We start from the raw sequence: 15,746 nt of genomic DNA, 5'->3' as shown, positions 1-15,746 counted from the left end.
GAACAGGCGTTCGAGGGGAGTGGGGGTGGGCACGGTGGCAGGGCGTGCCGAGGGATGCACCGTGCTGCACGTCGACATGGACGCCTTCTTCGCCAGCGTCGAGGTCCGCCGGCACCCGGAGCTGGCCGGCACGCCGGTCATCGTCGGCGGGCACGGCAACCGCGGGGTGGTCACCTCGGCGACCTACGAGGCGCGGCGCTACGGGGTGCACGCCGCCATGCCCACCGCCCGCGCACTGCGGCTGTGCCCCACCGCCACGGTGCTGCCGGGGGACCTCGCGCTCTACGCCGAGGTCTCCCGCTCGGTCATGGCGCTGTTCCGGTCGATCACGCCGCTGGTCGAGCCGCTGTCGCTGGACGAGGCCTTCCTCGACGTCTCCGGGGCCGGCCGCCGGCTCGGGGACGCCGCCGCGATCGGCGAGTACATCCGGGCGCGGGTCTTCGACGAGCAGGGCATCACCTGCTCGGTGGGCGTGGCCGGTACCAAGTTCGTCGCCAAGCTCGCCTCCACCTCGGCCAAGCCCGACGGGCTGCGGGTGGTCCGCCCCGCCGAGGTCATGGACTTCCTCCACCCGCTGCCGGTCGGCGCGCTGTGGGGCGTGGGGGCCAAGACCGAGGAGGTGCTGCTGCGGCTGGGCATGCGCACCGTCGGCGACCTGGCGCACGTGCCGGCCCGCACGCTTCAGCGGGCCGTCGGCGCGGCGGCGGGCGCGCACCTGCACGAGCTGGCGTGGGGCCGCGACCCCCGGCGCGTGGTGCCCGACGAGCCGGAGAAGTCCGCCGGGCACGAGGAGACCTTCGGCACCGACGTCGACGACCCCGCCGTCATCCACCGGGAACTGCTGCGGCTGGCCGAGCGGACCGCCGGCCGGCTGCGGTCGGGGGGCTGGCTGGCCCGCACGGTCAGCATCAAGGTCCGCTTCGCCGACTTCACGACGATCACCCGCAGCCGCACCCTCGGCGTCCCGTCCGACGTCGGGCAGGAGATCTACGAGACCGCCCGCGCCCTGTTCGACGGCCTGGGGCTGGACCGGGCACGGATCCGGCTGGTCGGGGTCCGGGCCGAGCGCCTGGTCGACGTCGGCTCCACGCCCCGCCAGCTCGAGCTCGGTGCCCGCGAGCACGGCCGCCGCGACGCCGAGCTGGCCGCGGACCGGGCGGCCCGCCGCTTCGGCGCCGGCGCGGTGCGCCCCGCGACGCTGCTGCACCGGGCCGGGGACCGGGACGGCCGGCCCGCCCGGGATCGCGGCGCGCCGGGCCGGGAACCGCAGACGCCGCCCGCTCGTCGGATCCGGTGAGGCCACGAGCCGTCCGCGGGATCGCCGGCGGACCGTCCGCGACCGGCCTGCCGGAACCCCCTCGAGGGGCTCCGGGGGCACCCCCGGGAGTGATCTTGCGGGTGTCGTCGGCGGGTCGATGGCAACTCGCCTTTCGCGCCCCGCGAACGGCTCGTATCCTCGGTGTCACCGTCGGCGGGAGCCTCCGACGGCCATGGCTCCGCCCACATGGAGGTCTCGGTGCCGCTCTCCGAGCACGAGCAGCGACTGCTGGAGCAGATCGAGCGCGCCCTCGTCGATGACGATCCCAAGTTCGCCTCCTCCGTACGGACCGGCGACCGCCGGCTCAAGGCCCGGCGCACGCTGCAACTCGGCGCGCTGCTGGTCCTCGTCGGACTCGGCCTGCTGATCGGCGGCGTGGCGCAGTGGATCCCGCTCGGCGTGGTCGGGTTCCTGGTGATGTTCGCCGGCGCAGCGCTCGTCGTCCTGAACTACCGATCGGCCACCGGCGCGCCCGAGCAGGCCTCCGGTGCCGCTCCGGGCGGCCGCGGTCCGGCCGGTCGCGGCCGGGCGGGCAAGGCCTCGCGGCAGCCGCTGAAGAGCCGGCTCGAGGAGCGCTTCCGCCGCCGCTACGACCAGTAGCCCCAGCACCGGCTCGCAGCAGCCGCCGTCCCGATCCGGGACGGCGGCTGCTGTCGTCAGGGGCCGGCCGGCTCGCGGAGCGGACCGCGGAGGCGGCGCGGACCGCGGGCCCGGAGGTCGGCGCCCAGCGTGGCCGGCACCGACGCCGGCCACAGCAGGGCCCGCAGCCTGGTCCCGCGCTCGGCCGCGGCCAGCAGACCCCGACGAGCGATGTGCAGCGTCCGGGCGAGCTCGTCGCGGTCCGGGCCCGCGCCGGGCGGCGCGTAGCTGTGCGCCTCCTCCGCGCGGGCCAGCCGGGCCACCGCCTCGCGGGCGCCGGCGGCCGGGTCGTCGGCGCGGTGGACGCCGCGGCCGGCCGGGGACGGCGTGGGCATGCGCTCACCGAGCCGGCCGGCGATCTGGCGGGGCGTCTGCCAGCGGTCCCACGGCAGCCCCAGGTCCTGGGCCGTCGCCGCGAGCTCGTCCCAGACGGCGCCCGCGTCTCCGGTGGCCAGCCGGCGGCGCCGCTGCAGCACCCGGACCGCGGCCGGCGCGGCGAGCACCGCGGCGGTGAGCAGCACGGCGGCGGCGACGGGCAGCACCGTGCCGGTCCAGTCCACCCCGTCGTCCTCCCCGGCAGCGGTGGGGGAGTCCGGGACCCCGGCGTCGGCCGGCGGTGCGACCGGGGCCGGCGCCGGCAGCGGGGCGGCGGGCAGATCGGTCCGGGGGTCCACCTCCTGGTCCGGGGGCCGCGGCGCCCAGGGGAGCGCCACCGCCCGGTCGCTGTCGATCGGCGTCGGGTCGTAGGGCACCCAGCCGACGCCGGCGAAGTACACCTCCACCCAGGCGTGCGCGTCGTTGCTGGTGACCAGCCGGCTGCCGTCGGGCTGCACGATCCCCGGCGTGTACCCGAGCACCACCCGGGCGGGGACGCCGGCCGCGCGGACCATCGCCGCCATCGCACCGGCGTACTGCTCGCAGTAGCCGCGGCGGTTCTCGAGGAAGTCGGCGAGGTCGTCGCCGGTGGTGCCGGGGTCAGTGGTCAGGCTGTACACCCAGCCGTTCGCCGGGTCGGTCATGTACCGGTAGATCGCCTGCACCCGCTCCCCGGGGGCGTCCAGCCCGGCGACGAGGCCGGTCACGAGGTCGGTCACCACGGGGTCCAGCAGCGGCGGGGCGGCGAGGGCGGCCTCCGGCCGTCCGGGGGAGACCTCGGCCAGCCGCGTCAGCTCCTCGGGCGTCGGGCGAGCCTCGACGCCGGTGGTGGTGTAGCGGAGCCCGGTGGCGGTCTCGGTGCCGTCGCCGAAGACCGTCGCCGAGGGGCGGTCGAACCGCCAGTCCGCGGCGTCGTCGATCTGCACGTCCAGCGGGGAGGACAGGACGGGCAGGAACCGGTCCTCGTGCTCCAGGACCGTCACCGTCGCCTCGACCACCCGGCTCGGCGTCTCGCCGTCGAGGGGCGCGAGCGCCTCCACCCGGTCCAGCGACTGGGCCTCCTCGAACTCGTCGAGGACCCAGCCGAGCTCGGGGTCGTAGACGTCGAGGGCGACCGCCCGGAGGTAACCCGGGTCGCTGACGGCCGACTCCACCCGCAGGAGGTCGATCGGGTCCTCGCGGGTCAGCTCGCCCTGCAGCGACGCGGCCGGGTCCAGCGACGTGCCGGTCGTCCCGCCGCCGCCCCCGCCGCCCGACCGCCACCGGTCGGCCAGCTCGCCCTCCCCGAGGACCGGTACCAGCGATCCCAGGACGAGGGCCGCGACCAGGGCCAGGAGCGCCGTGCGGAGGGCGGTGAGGGCGCCGGTCGCCGGGCGCGCACCCCCGCCGCGCCGGCGGCCCTCCGACAGCCGCAGGTGCTGGTCGGACCACAGCAACAGCGCGAAGCCGGCCGTGGGCAGCGCGACGGCGGCCAGCCCGACGCCGCCGGTCACCGTGCTGACCGGGACGCAGAACAACGCGAGCAGGGCCGGCGCGGCCAGGGCCGGCTGCCGGGCGCCGACCGCCACGAGGTCCACGACCACGGCCAGGACCCCGACCATCAGCGCGGTCAGGGCGGACAGCCCGGCCAGCGGCTCGGCGGGGGTGAACTGCTCGCGGATCTGGGCGCTGCCGTCGACGAGGACGCCGCCCAGGTCGGCGAGGCTGCCCGCGGTCGGCACCCAGCCGAACAGCGCCCGGTCGGGCGCGAACAGCGCGGTCAGGGCGCAGGCCAGTGCGGCCAGCTGGCCCAGCGGGACCAGGGGGACGGCCAGCGCCGCCCACCGCGGGACGGGCGCGCCGCCGGAGACCACCGCCCACAGGGCCGGGCCGGCCAGCCGCAGCACCAGGCCGCCGGCCGCGACGGCCGCGACCGCCGCCAGCACCCCGGGCACCCAGTCCGCGGCACGGAACACCGGGGACAGCGAGGCCGACCCGAGGGCGACGGCCCCCGCGGCGGCCAGCGTCGCCCCGGCGTCCTGCCGCCCGACCGCGGCCAGGCTCGTCGGGCCGGTCACGCGCGCACCCCCTGGCGCCGGTGCCCGCCGGTCAGGGCGGCCCACACGTCCTCCACCGGCTGACCGGCCCGCGCGACGGTCACCCGCCAGCCGGCGTCGCGCAGCAGGTCGGCGACCTCCTCCTGCTGCCGGGCCAGCGTCGCCCGGGCGGCCTCGGTGGGGGAACGGCGGGTCCGGCCGACCGACGGCGCGTACCCGGCGACGTCCACCAGGACCGCGAGATCCGCACCCGGGCCCGACCGCGCGCGGGTCAGGCGGGCGGCGTCCTCGGGAGCGACGGAGCCCAGCAGCGCCACCACGGGTCCGTCGGCACCTGCGCGGGCCAGGTGCTCGGCGGCGACGGCGAGGTCGGGGCGCCGCGAGGGCTGCAGGAGGGCGAGGCGGTCCAGCAGGTGGTCGGCGTCCAGGCCCCGGCGGGGATCGGCGGGCGGGATCTCCCCGGTGTCGGTGACCACCCGCAGCGCCGCTCCGCCGGCGGTCAGGGCGGTGCCCATGCTCGCGGCGGCCTCGACCAGCCACTCCAGGCTGTCCACCGGACCGTCGCCGACCGGCAGCGTCCCGCTCGCGGCCAGCAGGTGGGCGCGGGCCCGGGTGTCGATCAGCAGGGTCGCCGAGGAGCGCCACGGCCGTTCCTCCAGCCGCACCATCAGCTCGCCGGTCCGCGCGGTCGCCCGCCAGTGCACCTTCCGCAGGTCGTCGCCGGACCGGTAGGCGCGGGTGCTGACGTCGTCCTCCCCGTGCACGGCGATCGCGCGGCGGGCACCGACGCCGGTGCTGCCGGAGCCGCCGGTGAGCCCGCCGGGGGGCAGCGGGCGCACGCGGGGGACCACGAGCAGGGATCCGGCGTCGGTGCCCGACACCGACCGCAGGACCAGGCCGAAGGGGTCGACCAGCCGCAGCCGCAGCGGGCCCAGCGGGTAGCGGCCCCGGCGGGAGGCGGCGACCCGGTAGGGCAGCGACGCGGTGGCGCCGGCGGCCAGCCGCTCCACCACGTAGGTCGGCGCCGGGCCGAGCTCCGGCGGCAGCGGCTCGGTGAGCAGCCACAGGCCGCCGGCCCGCCGGTCGGCGTTGGTCACCTCGAGCAGGACGTCGGAGACCCCGCCGCGCGGCACCCGGCCGGGGGAGACGGTGCGGCGCGTCGAGAGCCGGAACCTCCGGCGGGCGACACCGATCGCCGAGAGCAGCGGCAGCGCCAGCACGAACACGGCCACCTGCACCAGGGGCAGCTCACCGAGGAGGGCACCCAGCCCCAGCATGGTCACCCCGACCGCGACCAGGCAGCGGCCGCGGACGGTGAGCGAGGACAGCGCCCGGCCGACAGGTCCCGGCACCGCTCAGCGCCCGCGGGGCACCGGGGTGGTGCGCAGCAGACCGGTCACCACCTGCTCGCCGGTGCGCCGGGCCCCGGCGGCGTCGGCCGACAGCAGCAGCCGGTGGGCCAGCACCGGGACGGCGAGCGCCTGGACGTCGTCGGGCAGCACGTGGTCCCGCCCGGCCAGCGCCGCGGCGGCCCGGGCCGTGCGCAGCAGCTGCACCCCCGCCCGCGGCGAGGCGCCCAGCCGCAGCTCCGGCGAGCGGCGGGTGCCCTCGACCAGCGCCACGACGTAGCGGCGCACCGCGTCGGAGACGTGCAGCGCGCCGACCGCCGCCACCAGGTCGCGGATCGTCGCGGCGTCGGCGACCGGCCGCAGCGTGCTCAGCGGGTCGACGCCGGTCTGGTCGTCGAGCATCGCGAGCTCGGCCTCACGGTTCGGGTAGCCCATCGACACCCGCGCGGTGAACCGGTCCCGCTGCGCCTCGGGGAGGGGGTAGGTGCCCTCCATCTCGATCGGGTTCTGCGTCGCGACGACCATGAACGGCCGGGCCAGCTCGTAGCTGACGCCGTCCACGGTGACCTGGCGCTCCTCCATGCACTCCAGCAGCGCCGACTGCGTCTTGGGCGAGGCCCGGTTGATCTCGTCGGCGACGACGAGGTTGGCGAACACCGCCCCGGGCTTGAACTCGAACTCGCGGGACTCCTGGTCGTACACCGCCACGCCGGTCACGTCGCTGGGCAGCAGGTCCGGGGTGAACTGGATGCGCCGCACGCTCGCGTCGATCGAGCCGGCCAGCGCCTTCGCCAGGGTGGTCTTGCCGACGCCGGGGACGTCCTCCACCAGCAGGTGCCCCTCGGCCAGCAGCACGACCAGCGCCATGCGGACGACCTCGGGTTTGCCGCGGACGACGGCGTCCACGTTGGCGAGCACCCGCGCACCGGTGGCTGCGACGTCGACCGTCGGGACGGGCCGGTACACGTCGGTCACCGGCCCCACGGTACGTGTCCGGCGCCACCCGCGGGCCGTTCCGAGACCCGTCCGCCCGGGCCGCCCGGTGCCGTCGGTCCCCGCGGCGGCGCGGGTGGAGCCGCGTCGCCGTCCCTCCGGCCGGGCCGCGGCGCGGCTCCAGGGACGACGGACCGGGTCGAGCCGGACGGCGACCGGGGCCGAGTCGCACGGCCGTCCCCACCGCGCCCCACCGGGCGTCCCCACCGCGCCCCACCTCCGGCCCCACCGCGCCCCACGGCCCGCCCCACCGGGACCCACCGGCCACCCCACCCGGCCCCACGGGGCCTCCACCGGGGCTCCCGGGCCCACCTCCTCGGCGCCGTCGTCGACCCCTCCGGTGGTGCCCGGTCGCCTCCCGCGAGCTCCTGCGGCCGCTGCGGGGACGCCCGCCTGACCTGCGCGGGGAGGCCTCGGGGGCGGCGGTGGGGGAGAGCTGTCACGACATGGTGTCGAGTGGTGTCCAGTGGGGCGTAGTGGGTTACTGTGTGGCCCGGTGGGGAGGCAGGGCCCGTCCCGGGGTCCCCGCGGACGTCAGGGAGGACCGATGGGGGAGGTGATCCGGTGTTCGTCGGCAGCTACCCGTTGCGCCTCGACGAGAAGGGCCGGCTCGCGCTCCCCGTCCGCTTCCGCGAGCAGGTCGGTGACGGCATGGTGATCAAGAAGGGCCAGGAGCGCTGCATCTACGGCCTCACCATGGCCCGGGTCGCCGAGCAGAGCGCCACCGCCGCCGCGATGGCCCCCTCCGACACCGCCGAGGCCCGCATGCGCGCCCGCATGAGCTTCGGCTCCATGGTCGAGGTCGAGCCGGACAAGACCGGCCGCATCACCATCCCGGCGAGCCTGCGTGAGTACGCCGGCCTGGACCGCGACGTCGTCGTCGTCGGCGTCGACACCCGCTTCGAGATCTGGGACGCCGCCATGTGGGACGCCTACGTGGCCGAGCAGGAGGCCGCCTACGCCGCGATGGAGAGCGAGGGGATGCCCACCCTGTCCTGAGCCGCACCGCCCCCGCGACAGCCTCCGCGCCCCGTCGTTCGAGCCGCCTTCCCCGCGGCTCGACCGGCTCCGGCCCGAGTCGCCTTCCCCGCGACTCGGTCCACCCCGCGTCAGGCGCCGACCCGCTCGGCACGTCGCACCCCGGCTCCCCGGCCGGGGGCTCGCGGACACCGGCGCCCCCGCGGAGCACCACCTGACGCACTTCCCCGGCGCCAGGCGACGACTCCGCGGGGCGCCCGGACCCGCACCCGCACCCCACCCCACCCGCCCCACCGGCACCGGCCCGGCGGCGATCCGCCCCGCCGCTGCCCGCCCCCCGCCGCGCTCCACGCCACCATGGACGAGCCCGCACACGACCCGTTCGAGGAGCACCGACGATGAGCAGCAGCGAGCCCGCTGTGCACGTCCCGGTCCTCCTGGAGCGGGTGACCGAGCTGCTGGCACCCGCCTGCGCCGCCCCCGGAGCCGTCCTCGTCGACGCCACGCTCGGGCTGGCCGGCCACTCCCTCGCGATGCTCGACGCCCATCCCGGCCTGCGCCTGGTCGGCCTCGACCGCGACCCCGACGCCCGTGCGGAGGCCGGCCGCCGGATCGCCGCGGCCGGCCACGCCGACCGCGCCACCCTCGTGCCCGCCGTCTTCGACGAGCTGCCGGAGGTCCTGGAGTCCCTGGGGATCCCCGAGGTCCAGGGCGTCCTGTTCGACCTCGGCGTCTCCTCGCTGCAGCTCGACCGGCCCGACCGCGGCTTCAGCTACTCCGCCGACGCCCCCCTCGACATGCGCATGGACCCCACCACGGGGCGCACCGCGGCCGAGGTGGTGAACACCTACAGCGCCGGCGAGCTCGCCCGCGTGCTGCGGGTCTACGGCGAGGAGCGCTTCGCCGGCCGGATCGCCGCCGCCATCGAGCGCGAGCGCCGCCGCGAGCCGTTCGACCGCACCGGCCGGCTGGCCGACCTGGTCCGGGACTCGATCCCCGCCGCGACCCGGCGCACCGGCGGGCACCCCGCCAAGCGGACGTTCCAGGCGCTGCGCATCGAGGTCAACGACGAGCTCGGGGTGCTCGAGCGCGCCCTGCCGGCGGCGCTCGACGCCCTGGCCGTGGGCGGCCGCGTCGTCGTCATCACCTTCCACTCCCTCGAGGACCGGATCGTCAAGCAGGTCCTCGCCGCCGGCGCCACCGACCGCACGCCGCCGGAGTTCCCCATGCCCGTGCCCGAGCTCGCCCCGGTGCTCCAGCTCGTGACCCGCGGCGGCGAGGCGCCCTCGGACGCCGAGGTCGAGGCCAACCCGCGGGCCGCCTCGGCTCGCGTGCGCGCCGCCGAGCGGATCCGGCGGGCGGCATGAGCGCCGCCGCCCGCGCTCCGCGGCCCGAGGACGACGGCCCCCGCCCCGTCGCCCGCCCCCGGACCTCCACCCCCCGGACGTCCACGCCGCGGACCGCGACGCCCCGGGTCCCGACCCCGCGCGCCACCGCGCCCCGCACCGCCGCACCGCGCACCGCCGCGCCGCGCACCGCCGCGCCGCGGACCACCACCCCGCGCGCCGCCGCTCCGGCCACCCCGGTCCGCGGGCGCGCCCACTCCGCCCCGGTCCGCACCGGCACGCGGTCCCGGCCGGCGGCCGTGCCGCGCGAGGCGCCGGCCCCCGCTCCCGCGCCGACCGCCCGGCGCCGCCGCGTCGCGGCCGTCGGCGCCAACGCCCGGCGCGCGCCCTTCGTGCTCCTGGTGGTCGCCCTCCTGCTCGGCACCACGCTGGCGCTGCTCTTCCTCAACACCGCGATCGCGGTCAACTCGCTCAAGGCCACGGAGGCGCGCGCCGAGAACACCGAGCGCACCCAGCGGCTGGAGCGGCTGGAGGAGCAGGTCGTCGCCGCCGGCACGCCGGGGGCCATGGCCGCGGCCGCCGCCGCGGCGGGTCTGGTCCCGGCCGGGACCGCCGGCTACCTGGTCCTCGGGCCCGACGGCTCCGTCGTCCTGCGCGGCACGCCGGAGCCGGCCCCGGCGCCTCCCGCCGCCGAGCCCCCTCCGGGGGGCTGACCGTGTCCACCCCGCACCGCCCACCCCCGGGCCGGCGCCCGGCGCCGGGCCGCACGGTCCGCCCGGGCGCCGACGCCGGTCCCGTCCCCGGGTCCCGGTCGGCCGGCGCCTTCGTCCCGCGGCGCGCTCCCGGTCGCCGTCGTCGCGACACGCTGCCGGTGCTGCCGCCCCGCGGCATGCGGGCCGGGATGGCGCTCATCGCCATCGCGCTGCTGCTGGTCACGGGGAAGCTCGTCCTGCTCCAGGGCGTCGGCAGCGGGGAGTACGCCGAGGCCGCGTCCCAGTCCCGCCTGCGCACCGTCGACATCGCCGCCCTGCGCGGTCAGGTCCTCGACCGCGACGGCAACCTGCTCGCCTACACCGTCGACGCGTCGCTGGTCGTGGCCGACCCCGCGCTCGTGGCCGACCCCCAGCGGACGGCCCTGGCCCTCACCACGCTGCTCGACGTCCCGGTGTCCGAGCTGACCGAGCTGCTGAGCCGCGACGGTCGCTACGTGGAGCTCGCCCACCAGGTCTCCCCGGAGACCGTCTCCGCGATCGAGGACCTCGAGCTCGACGGCGTCCTCTTCGAGGACGAGCCGATGCGGCTCTACCCGGCCGGCTTCGTCGGCGGGCAGGTGGTCGGCTTCGTCGGCCGCGACGGCGCGGGACTGGCCGGGATCGAGCAGCGCTTCGACGAGCAGCTGTCGGGCACCAACGGCGAGCGACGGGTCGAGGTCGGCAGCGGCGGCAACCCCATCCCGTCGGGCATCGACGAGTCCACCCCCGCCGTCGACGGCAGCTCGGTGCAGCTGACCCTGGACCAGGACGTGCAGTACGTCATGGAGCAGCGGCTCGGCGAGGCCTGCCGCGACGGCGCCACGACCCGCGCCTCGGCCGTCGTCCTCGACGTGCAGACCGGCGAGGTCGTCGCGATGGGGAGCTGCCCCGGCTACGACCCCGGCGCGGCCCGCAGCACCGACCCGGAGCTGCTCGGCAACCCGGTCGTGTCGCAGGTCTTCGAGCCGGGCTCGGTCATGAAGGCCGTCACCCTCGCCGGCGCGATCGAGGAGGGGCTCACCACCCCCGACGAGTTCCTGACCGTGCCCGGCCACATCCAGGCCGGGGACGCCGTCGTCACCGACGCCCACGACCACGCGCCGGTCGACTGGTCGGTCACCGGCATCCTCGCCAAGTCCAGCAACGTCGGCACGATCATGCTGGCGCGGGAGCTCGGCGACGAGCGGCTCGAGGAGTACCTGCGGGCCTTCGGCATCGGGAGCACGACCGGCATCGAGCTGCCGGGGGAGAGCGCCGGCATCCTGCAGCCCGCCGCGGACTGGACGGCCAGCCGCGCGGCCAACGTGCCGATCGGGCAGGGCGTCTCGGTCACCTCGCTGCAGATGGCGTCGGCGTACCAGGCCATCGCCAACGGCGGGGTGCGCATCGAGCCGCGCCTGGTCTCCTCGGTCACCGCCGCCGACGGCACCGTCACCCCGGTCGAGCGGCCGCAGCCGACCCGGGTGATCAGCGAGGACACCGCCGACGACGTCGCCTACATGCTCGAGGCGGTCGTCGGCCCCGGCGGCACCGCCCCGCTCGGCCAGATCGACGGGTTCCGGGTCGCCGGCAAGACCGGTACCGCCCAGCGCGCCAACCCCGAGTGCAGCTGCTACGCCGGCGGCGGCTACGTGACGACGTTCGTCGGCTTCGCCCCGGCCGACGACCCGCAGTACGTCGTCGCCGTCGACCTCGAGCGGCCCACCAGCTCCGCCGAGGGCGGGCAGGTCGCCGCCCCGGTCTTCGCCGACGTCATGCGCTACGCCCTCACCGCCGGCGGCGTCGTCCCCTCGGGCACCGCCCGTCCCGAGTTCGTCCTCACCGCCGGCGACTAGCCACCCCAGCTCCGCGCGGACCCCGGGGTCTCCGCGCGCCACCGGTAGATTGGAGCCTCGTGACCCCGACCGCGCCCGGGGCGGCGCCCCGGCCCGCGGGTACCGCGCCGCTGCCCCTCACCGACCTGGCCGACCTGGTCGGTCCGCCCGTGCAGGGCGACCCCGGTACGACGGTCACCGGCGTCACCCTCGCCTCCGGCGACGTGCGCCCCGGCGACCTGTACGCCGCCCTGCCGGGCGCCCGCACGCACGGCGTCCGCTACGTCGGCGACGCCCTCGACCGGGGCGCCCGCGCGGTGCTCACCGATCCCACCGGACGCGCCGAGGCGTGCGCCACCGGCCTGCCGGTCTGCGTGGTCGAGGACCCGCGGGCCGTCCTCGGTGCCGTGGCCGCGCGCGTCTACGGCGAGCCGGCCCGCCGCCTGCAGGTCATCGGCATCACCGGCACCAACGGCAAGACGACGACCGCCTACCTCGTGGAGGCCGGGCTGGTCGCCGCCGGGCGGGGCACCGGGCTGATCGGCACCGTGCAGATGCGCACCCGGCTGCCCGGCGCCGAGCCGGTCGCCATCCCGAGCGCGCGGACCACCCCCGAGGCACCGCTGCTGCACGCGCTGCTGGCCGGCATGGCCGAGTCCGGCGTCGAGGCCGTGGTCATGGAGGTCTCCAGCCACGCCCTGGTGCTCGGCCGGGTCGGGGGCGTGCCGTTCGCCGCGGCCGGCTTCACCAACCTCAGCCAGGACCACCTGGACTTCCACCGCGACCTGGAGGACTACTTCCGGGCCAAGGCGATGCTGTTCGACGGCCGCGCCGCCGTGGAGGTCGTCGACGTCGACGACGAGCACGGCCGGCGGCTGACCGGCATGCTCGACGGCCGGCGCGCGGTCACCGTGGCGAGCTCCGGCCGGCGCCCCGCCGACTGGACCGCCTCCGACGTCGTACCCGCCCCCGGTGGCGGCTCCACCTTCACCCTGCACGGCCCCGGCGACCGCTCCTGGGACGCCCGCCTGCGGCTGCCCGGGCGGTTCAACGTGGCCAACGCCGTGCTGGCCGTCGCGCTGCTCGACGCCGTCGGCGTGCCGGTGGAGGCCGCCCTGCGCGGCCTGGCCGAGACCGTGGTGCCGGGCCGGATGGAGCCGGTCGACGCCGGCCAGCCGTTCGTCGCCGTCGTCGACTACGCGCACACCCCCGACGCCGTCGCCACCGCGCTGGCCGCCCTGCGCGGCGCCACGACCGGCCGGCTGATCACCGTGCTCGGCTGCGGCGGGGACCGCGACCCGGGCAAGCGGCCGGCGATGGGCGCCGCCGCGGCGGCCGGCAGCGACCTGCTCGTGGTCACCGACGACAACCCGCGCTCCGAGGAGCCGTCGGCGATCCGGGCGGCCATGCTCGCGGGTGTGCCCGCCGACCGACGCTCCGCGGTGCTGGAGATCGGGGACCGGCGGGCCGCCATCGCCGAGGCGGTGGCGTCCGCCCGCCCCGGCGACACCGTGCTGGTCGCCGGCAAGGGGCACGAGACCGGGCAGGAGACCGCCGGAGTGGTGACGCCGTTCGACGACCGCGAGGTGCTGCGCGAGGAGCTCGCCCGGGTCGGTGCCCGGTGATCGCCCTGACGCTGGCCGAGGTCGCCGCGGCGGTCGGCGGCCGCCTCGCCTCCGGCGACCCCGGCGCCGTCGTGACCGGTGCCGTGACGATCGACTCCCGCACCCTGGCCGCCGGCGACCTGTTCGTGGCGCTGCCCGGGGAGCGGGTCGACGGCCACGACTTCCTGGGCGCCGCGGCCGCCGCCGGAGCCGCGGGCGCGCTGACCACCCGGGACGACGACGCGCTGCCGTGCGTGGTCGTGGACGACACGGTCGCCGCGCTCGGCCGGCTCGCCACCGCGGTGCACGAGCGGCTGGTCGACGGCGGACTGGTCACGCTCGGCATCACCGGCTCGTCGGGCAAGACCTCCACCAAGGACCTCCTCGGCCAGGTGCTGGCCACCCACGGCCCCACGGTCAGCCCGCCCGGCTCGTTCAACAACGACATCGGCATGCCGCTGACCGTGCTCTCCGCCGACGCCACCACCCGCCACCTGGTGCTGGAGATGGGCGCCCGCGGGATCGGCCACATCGCCCGGCTCTGCGCGGTGGCCCGGCCGCGCATCGGCGTCGTCCTCAACGTCGGTTCGGCGCACCTCGGCGAGTTCGGCTCGCCGGAGGGCATCGCCCGGGCCAAGGGTGAACTGGTGGAGTCGCTGCCCGAGGACGGCACCGCCGTGCTCAACGCCGACGACCCCCGGGTGATCGGGATGGCGCCGCGCACCCGCGCCCGGGTCCTGCGCACCGGGCGGGGCGCGGACGCCGACGTGCGCGCGGTCGCTGTCGCGCTCGACGCCGGGGGGCGGGCCGCGTTCACCCTGGTCGCCGCCGGCGAGGAGCACCCGGTGACGCTGCAGGTGGTCGGCGAGCACCAGGTGGCCAACGCCCTGTCCGCCGCCGGGGCCGCGCTGGCCGCGGGCATGGCACCGGCCGCCGTCGCCGCGGCGCTGTCGGCCGCGGAGGTGCGCAGCCGCTGGCGGATGGAGGTCACCCGCCGGGCCGACGGCGTCACCGTGGTCAACGACGCCTACAACGCCAACCCCGAGTCGATGCGCGCCGCTCTGGCCGCGATCGCCGGGATGGCCGGCACGCGCCGCATCGCCGTCCTCGGCGGCATGGCCGAGCTCGGGCCGGACGCGGACGCCGAGCACGAACGGCTGGGCCGCGACGCGATCGCCGCCGGAGCCGAGATCGTCGTGGCCGTGGGCCCCGATGCGGTAGGGATAGCGACCGGGGCCCGCGCCGCGGGTGCCCGGGACGGAGAGGGGTCGGTGCACGTGCCGGACCGGGCTGCCGCCCGCGCGCTGCTCACGGAGGTGCTCGTGCCCGGCGACGTCGTGCTGGTCAAGGCCAGCCGTGCCTTCGGGCTGGAGCTGCTCGCCGCCGACCTGCTCGACGACGGGGCGACCGCGTGAAGTCCGTCCTCATCGCCGGCGCGTTCGGGCTGGTCTTCTCGATCCTCGCCACGCCGATGGCGGTGCACCTCTTCCGGCGCAAGGGCTTCGGCCAGGAGATCCGCGACGACGGCCCCGAGACCCACCTGTCGAAGAAGGGCACGCCCACCATGGGCGGCACCGTCATCGTCGGGGCCACCATCGGCGGCTACCTCGTGGCCCACCTGTTCCTGCTGGGCCAGCCCGGCCGCGGGGTCACCGCCACCGGTCTGCTGCTGCTGTTCCTCATGGCGGGGCTGGGCACCGTCGGCTTCCTCGACGACTACCTCAAGATCCGCTACCGGCGCAGCCTCGGCCTGAACAAGACGGCGAAGCTGGTCGGCCAGCTCGTCGTCGGCGTGACGTTCGCGGTGCTGGCGATCAACTTCCCCTCCGACGGGGTCACGCCCGCCTCGACCTGGGTCTCCTACGTCCGCGACATCGCGCCGCTGGCCCTGGGGCCGGTGCTGTTCGTGGTGCTGGCGTACCTGTTCATCGCCGGCTTCTCGAACGCGGTGAACCTGACCGACGGCCTGGACGGGCTGGCCGCGGGCGCGTCGGCGATGGTGTTCGGCTCCTACGTCGTCATCTCCTTCTGGCAGTTCACCCACGACTGCGCCACCGCCGCGGTCGAGGGCTGCTACGAGGTGCGCGACCCGCTCGACGTCACGCTCGTCGCGGTCGCCGCGATGGGCGCCTGCCTCGGCTTCCTGTGGTGGAACACCAGCCCGGCGAAGATCTTCATGGGCGACACCGGCTCGCTGGCGCTGGGCGGGCTGCTGTCGGGCCTGGCCATCGTCACCCGCACCGAGCTGCTGCTCGTCGTCCTGGGTGGTCTGTTCGTCGCCGTGACGCTGTCGGTCGTGATCCAGGTGGCCTTCTTCCGGGCGACCCGGCGGCGGGTGTTCCGGATGGCGCCGCTGCACCACCACTTCGAGCTGGCCGGGTGGCAGGAGAACACCGTCATCGTCCGGTTCTGGCTCGTCACGGCCATGGCGGTCGCCTTCGGGCTGGGGCTGTTCTACGCCGACTGGCTGTCGTTCACGGGGCTGTGAGCCCGGCTCCCCGTCACCCAGGCCACACGCTTCCCAGGCGACACGCCCGGCCGT

Annotated in this window: 12 protein-coding genes; 9 read left to right on the top strand and 3 right to left on the bottom strand. The window is 77.1% G+C overall.

The window, feature by feature from the left end:
- Positions 1–61: 61 nt before the first annotated feature.
- Together dinB and DQ240_RS06235 are read left to right on the top strand one after the other, a co-directional pair.
- Positions 62–1,297, top strand: coding sequence for a DNA polymerase IV (dinB, locus tag DQ240_RS06240; protein ID WP_233498542.1), 1,236 nt, complete (start codon positions 62–64; stop codon positions 1,295–1,297).
- 219 nt (positions 1,298–1,516) lie between these two features.
- Positions 1,517–1,918 carry a DUF3040 domain-containing protein gene (locus DQ240_RS06235; protein ID WP_113838862.1) on the top strand — a complete coding sequence of 134 codons (402 nt, stop codon included), beginning with the start codon at positions 1,517–1,519 and terminating at the stop codon, positions 1,916–1,918.
- 56 nt (positions 1,919–1,974) lie between these two features.
- On the opposite strand, the gene DQ240_RS06230 is transcribed toward DQ240_RS06235, so the two are convergent.
- From DQ240_RS06230 to DQ240_RS06220, 3 genes are read right to left on the bottom strand one after another with little or no spacing between them, the layout of a single operon-like run.
- Positions 1,975–4,389 carry a transglutaminase domain-containing protein gene (locus DQ240_RS06230; RefSeq protein ID WP_113838861.1) on the bottom strand — a complete coding sequence of 805 codons (2,415 nt, stop codon included), beginning with the start codon at positions 4,387–4,389 and terminating at the stop codon, positions 1,975–1,977.
- Positions 4,386–5,720, bottom strand: coding sequence for a DUF58 domain-containing protein (locus tag DQ240_RS06225; protein ID WP_233498541.1), 1,335 nt, complete (start codon positions 5,718–5,720; stop codon positions 4,386–4,388). The genes DQ240_RS06230 and DQ240_RS06225 overlap by 4 nt, the downstream gene beginning before the upstream one ends.
- A 3-nt stretch (positions 5,721–5,723) precedes the next feature.
- Positions 5,724–6,692 carry a MoxR family ATPase gene (locus DQ240_RS06220; RefSeq protein ID WP_233498540.1) on the bottom strand — a complete coding sequence of 323 codons (969 nt, stop codon included), beginning with the start codon at positions 6,690–6,692 and terminating at the stop codon, positions 5,724–5,726.
- A 582-nt stretch (positions 6,693–7,274) separates the two neighbouring features.
- Between DQ240_RS06220 and mraZ the strand changes: the two genes are divergently transcribed.
- From mraZ to mraY, 7 genes are all read left to right on the top strand, one after another.
- Positions 7,275–7,709 carry a division/cell wall cluster transcriptional repressor MraZ gene (mraZ, locus tag DQ240_RS06215; RefSeq protein ID WP_113838744.1) on the top strand — a complete coding sequence of 145 codons (435 nt, stop codon included), beginning with the start codon at positions 7,275–7,277 and terminating at the stop codon, positions 7,707–7,709.
- A gap of 377 nt (positions 7,710–8,086) precedes the next feature.
- On the top strand, positions 8,087–9,055 hold the full coding sequence (rsmH, locus tag DQ240_RS06210; RefSeq protein ID WP_113838743.1) for a 16S rRNA (cytosine(1402)-N(4))-methyltransferase RsmH: 969 nt from the start codon (positions 8,087–8,089) through the stop codon (positions 9,053–9,055).
- Positions 9,052–9,747 carry a hypothetical protein gene (locus tag DQ240_RS06205; protein WP_113838742.1) on the top strand — a complete coding sequence of 232 codons (696 nt, stop codon included), beginning with the start codon at positions 9,052–9,054 and terminating at the stop codon, positions 9,745–9,747. The genes rsmH and DQ240_RS06205 overlap by 4 nt, the downstream gene beginning before the upstream one ends.
- 2 nt (positions 9,748–9,749) lie before the next feature.
- The gene (locus DQ240_RS06200) at positions 9,750–11,621 is read left to right on the top strand and encodes a penicillin-binding protein 2 (protein WP_113838741.1); all 1,872 of its coding nucleotides are present in this window, start codon (positions 9,750–9,752) and stop codon (positions 11,619–11,621) included.
- Positions 11,622–11,680: 59 nt separating this feature from the next.
- Entirely contained in the window at positions 11,681–13,225 is a 1,545-nt protein-coding gene (locus tag DQ240_RS06195) for a UDP-N-acetylmuramoyl-L-alanyl-D-glutamate--2,6-diaminopimelate ligase (protein WP_113838740.1), read from the top strand.
- Positions 13,222–14,619, top strand: coding sequence for a UDP-N-acetylmuramoyl-tripeptide--D-alanyl-D-alanine ligase (murF, locus tag DQ240_RS06190; RefSeq protein ID WP_113838739.1), 1,398 nt, complete (start codon positions 13,222–13,224; stop codon positions 14,617–14,619). Before DQ240_RS06195 ends, murF begins: the two co-directional genes overlap by 4 nt.
- Positions 14,616–15,692 carry a phospho-N-acetylmuramoyl-pentapeptide-transferase gene (gene mraY / locus DQ240_RS06185; protein ID WP_113838738.1) on the top strand — a complete coding sequence of 359 codons (1,077 nt, stop codon included), beginning with the start codon at positions 14,616–14,618 and terminating at the stop codon, positions 15,690–15,692. The genes murF and mraY overlap by 4 nt, the downstream gene beginning before the upstream one ends.
- Positions 15,693–15,746 lie beyond the last annotated feature (54 nt).

Source organism: Blastococcus sp. TF02A-26 (genome assembly GCF_003319125.1).
Classification (GTDB): Bacteria; Actinomycetota; Actinomycetes; order Mycobacteriales; family Geodermatophilaceae; genus Trujillonella.
The sequence above is the reverse complement of the archived record's forward strand: the minus strand, read 5'-3'. Positions and strand labels throughout refer to the sequence as shown.

What these genes read in the sequence shown, in the direction of transcription:
- rsmH (WP_113838743.1), top strand. Translation starts at nt 8,087, where the DNA reads ATGAGCAGCAGCGAGCCCGCTGTGCACGTCCCGGTCCTCCTGGAGCGG.
- DQ240_RS06205 (WP_113838742.1), top strand. Translation starts at nt 9,052, where the DNA reads ATGAGCGCCGCCGCCCGCGCTCCGCGGCCCGAGGACGACGGCCCCCGC.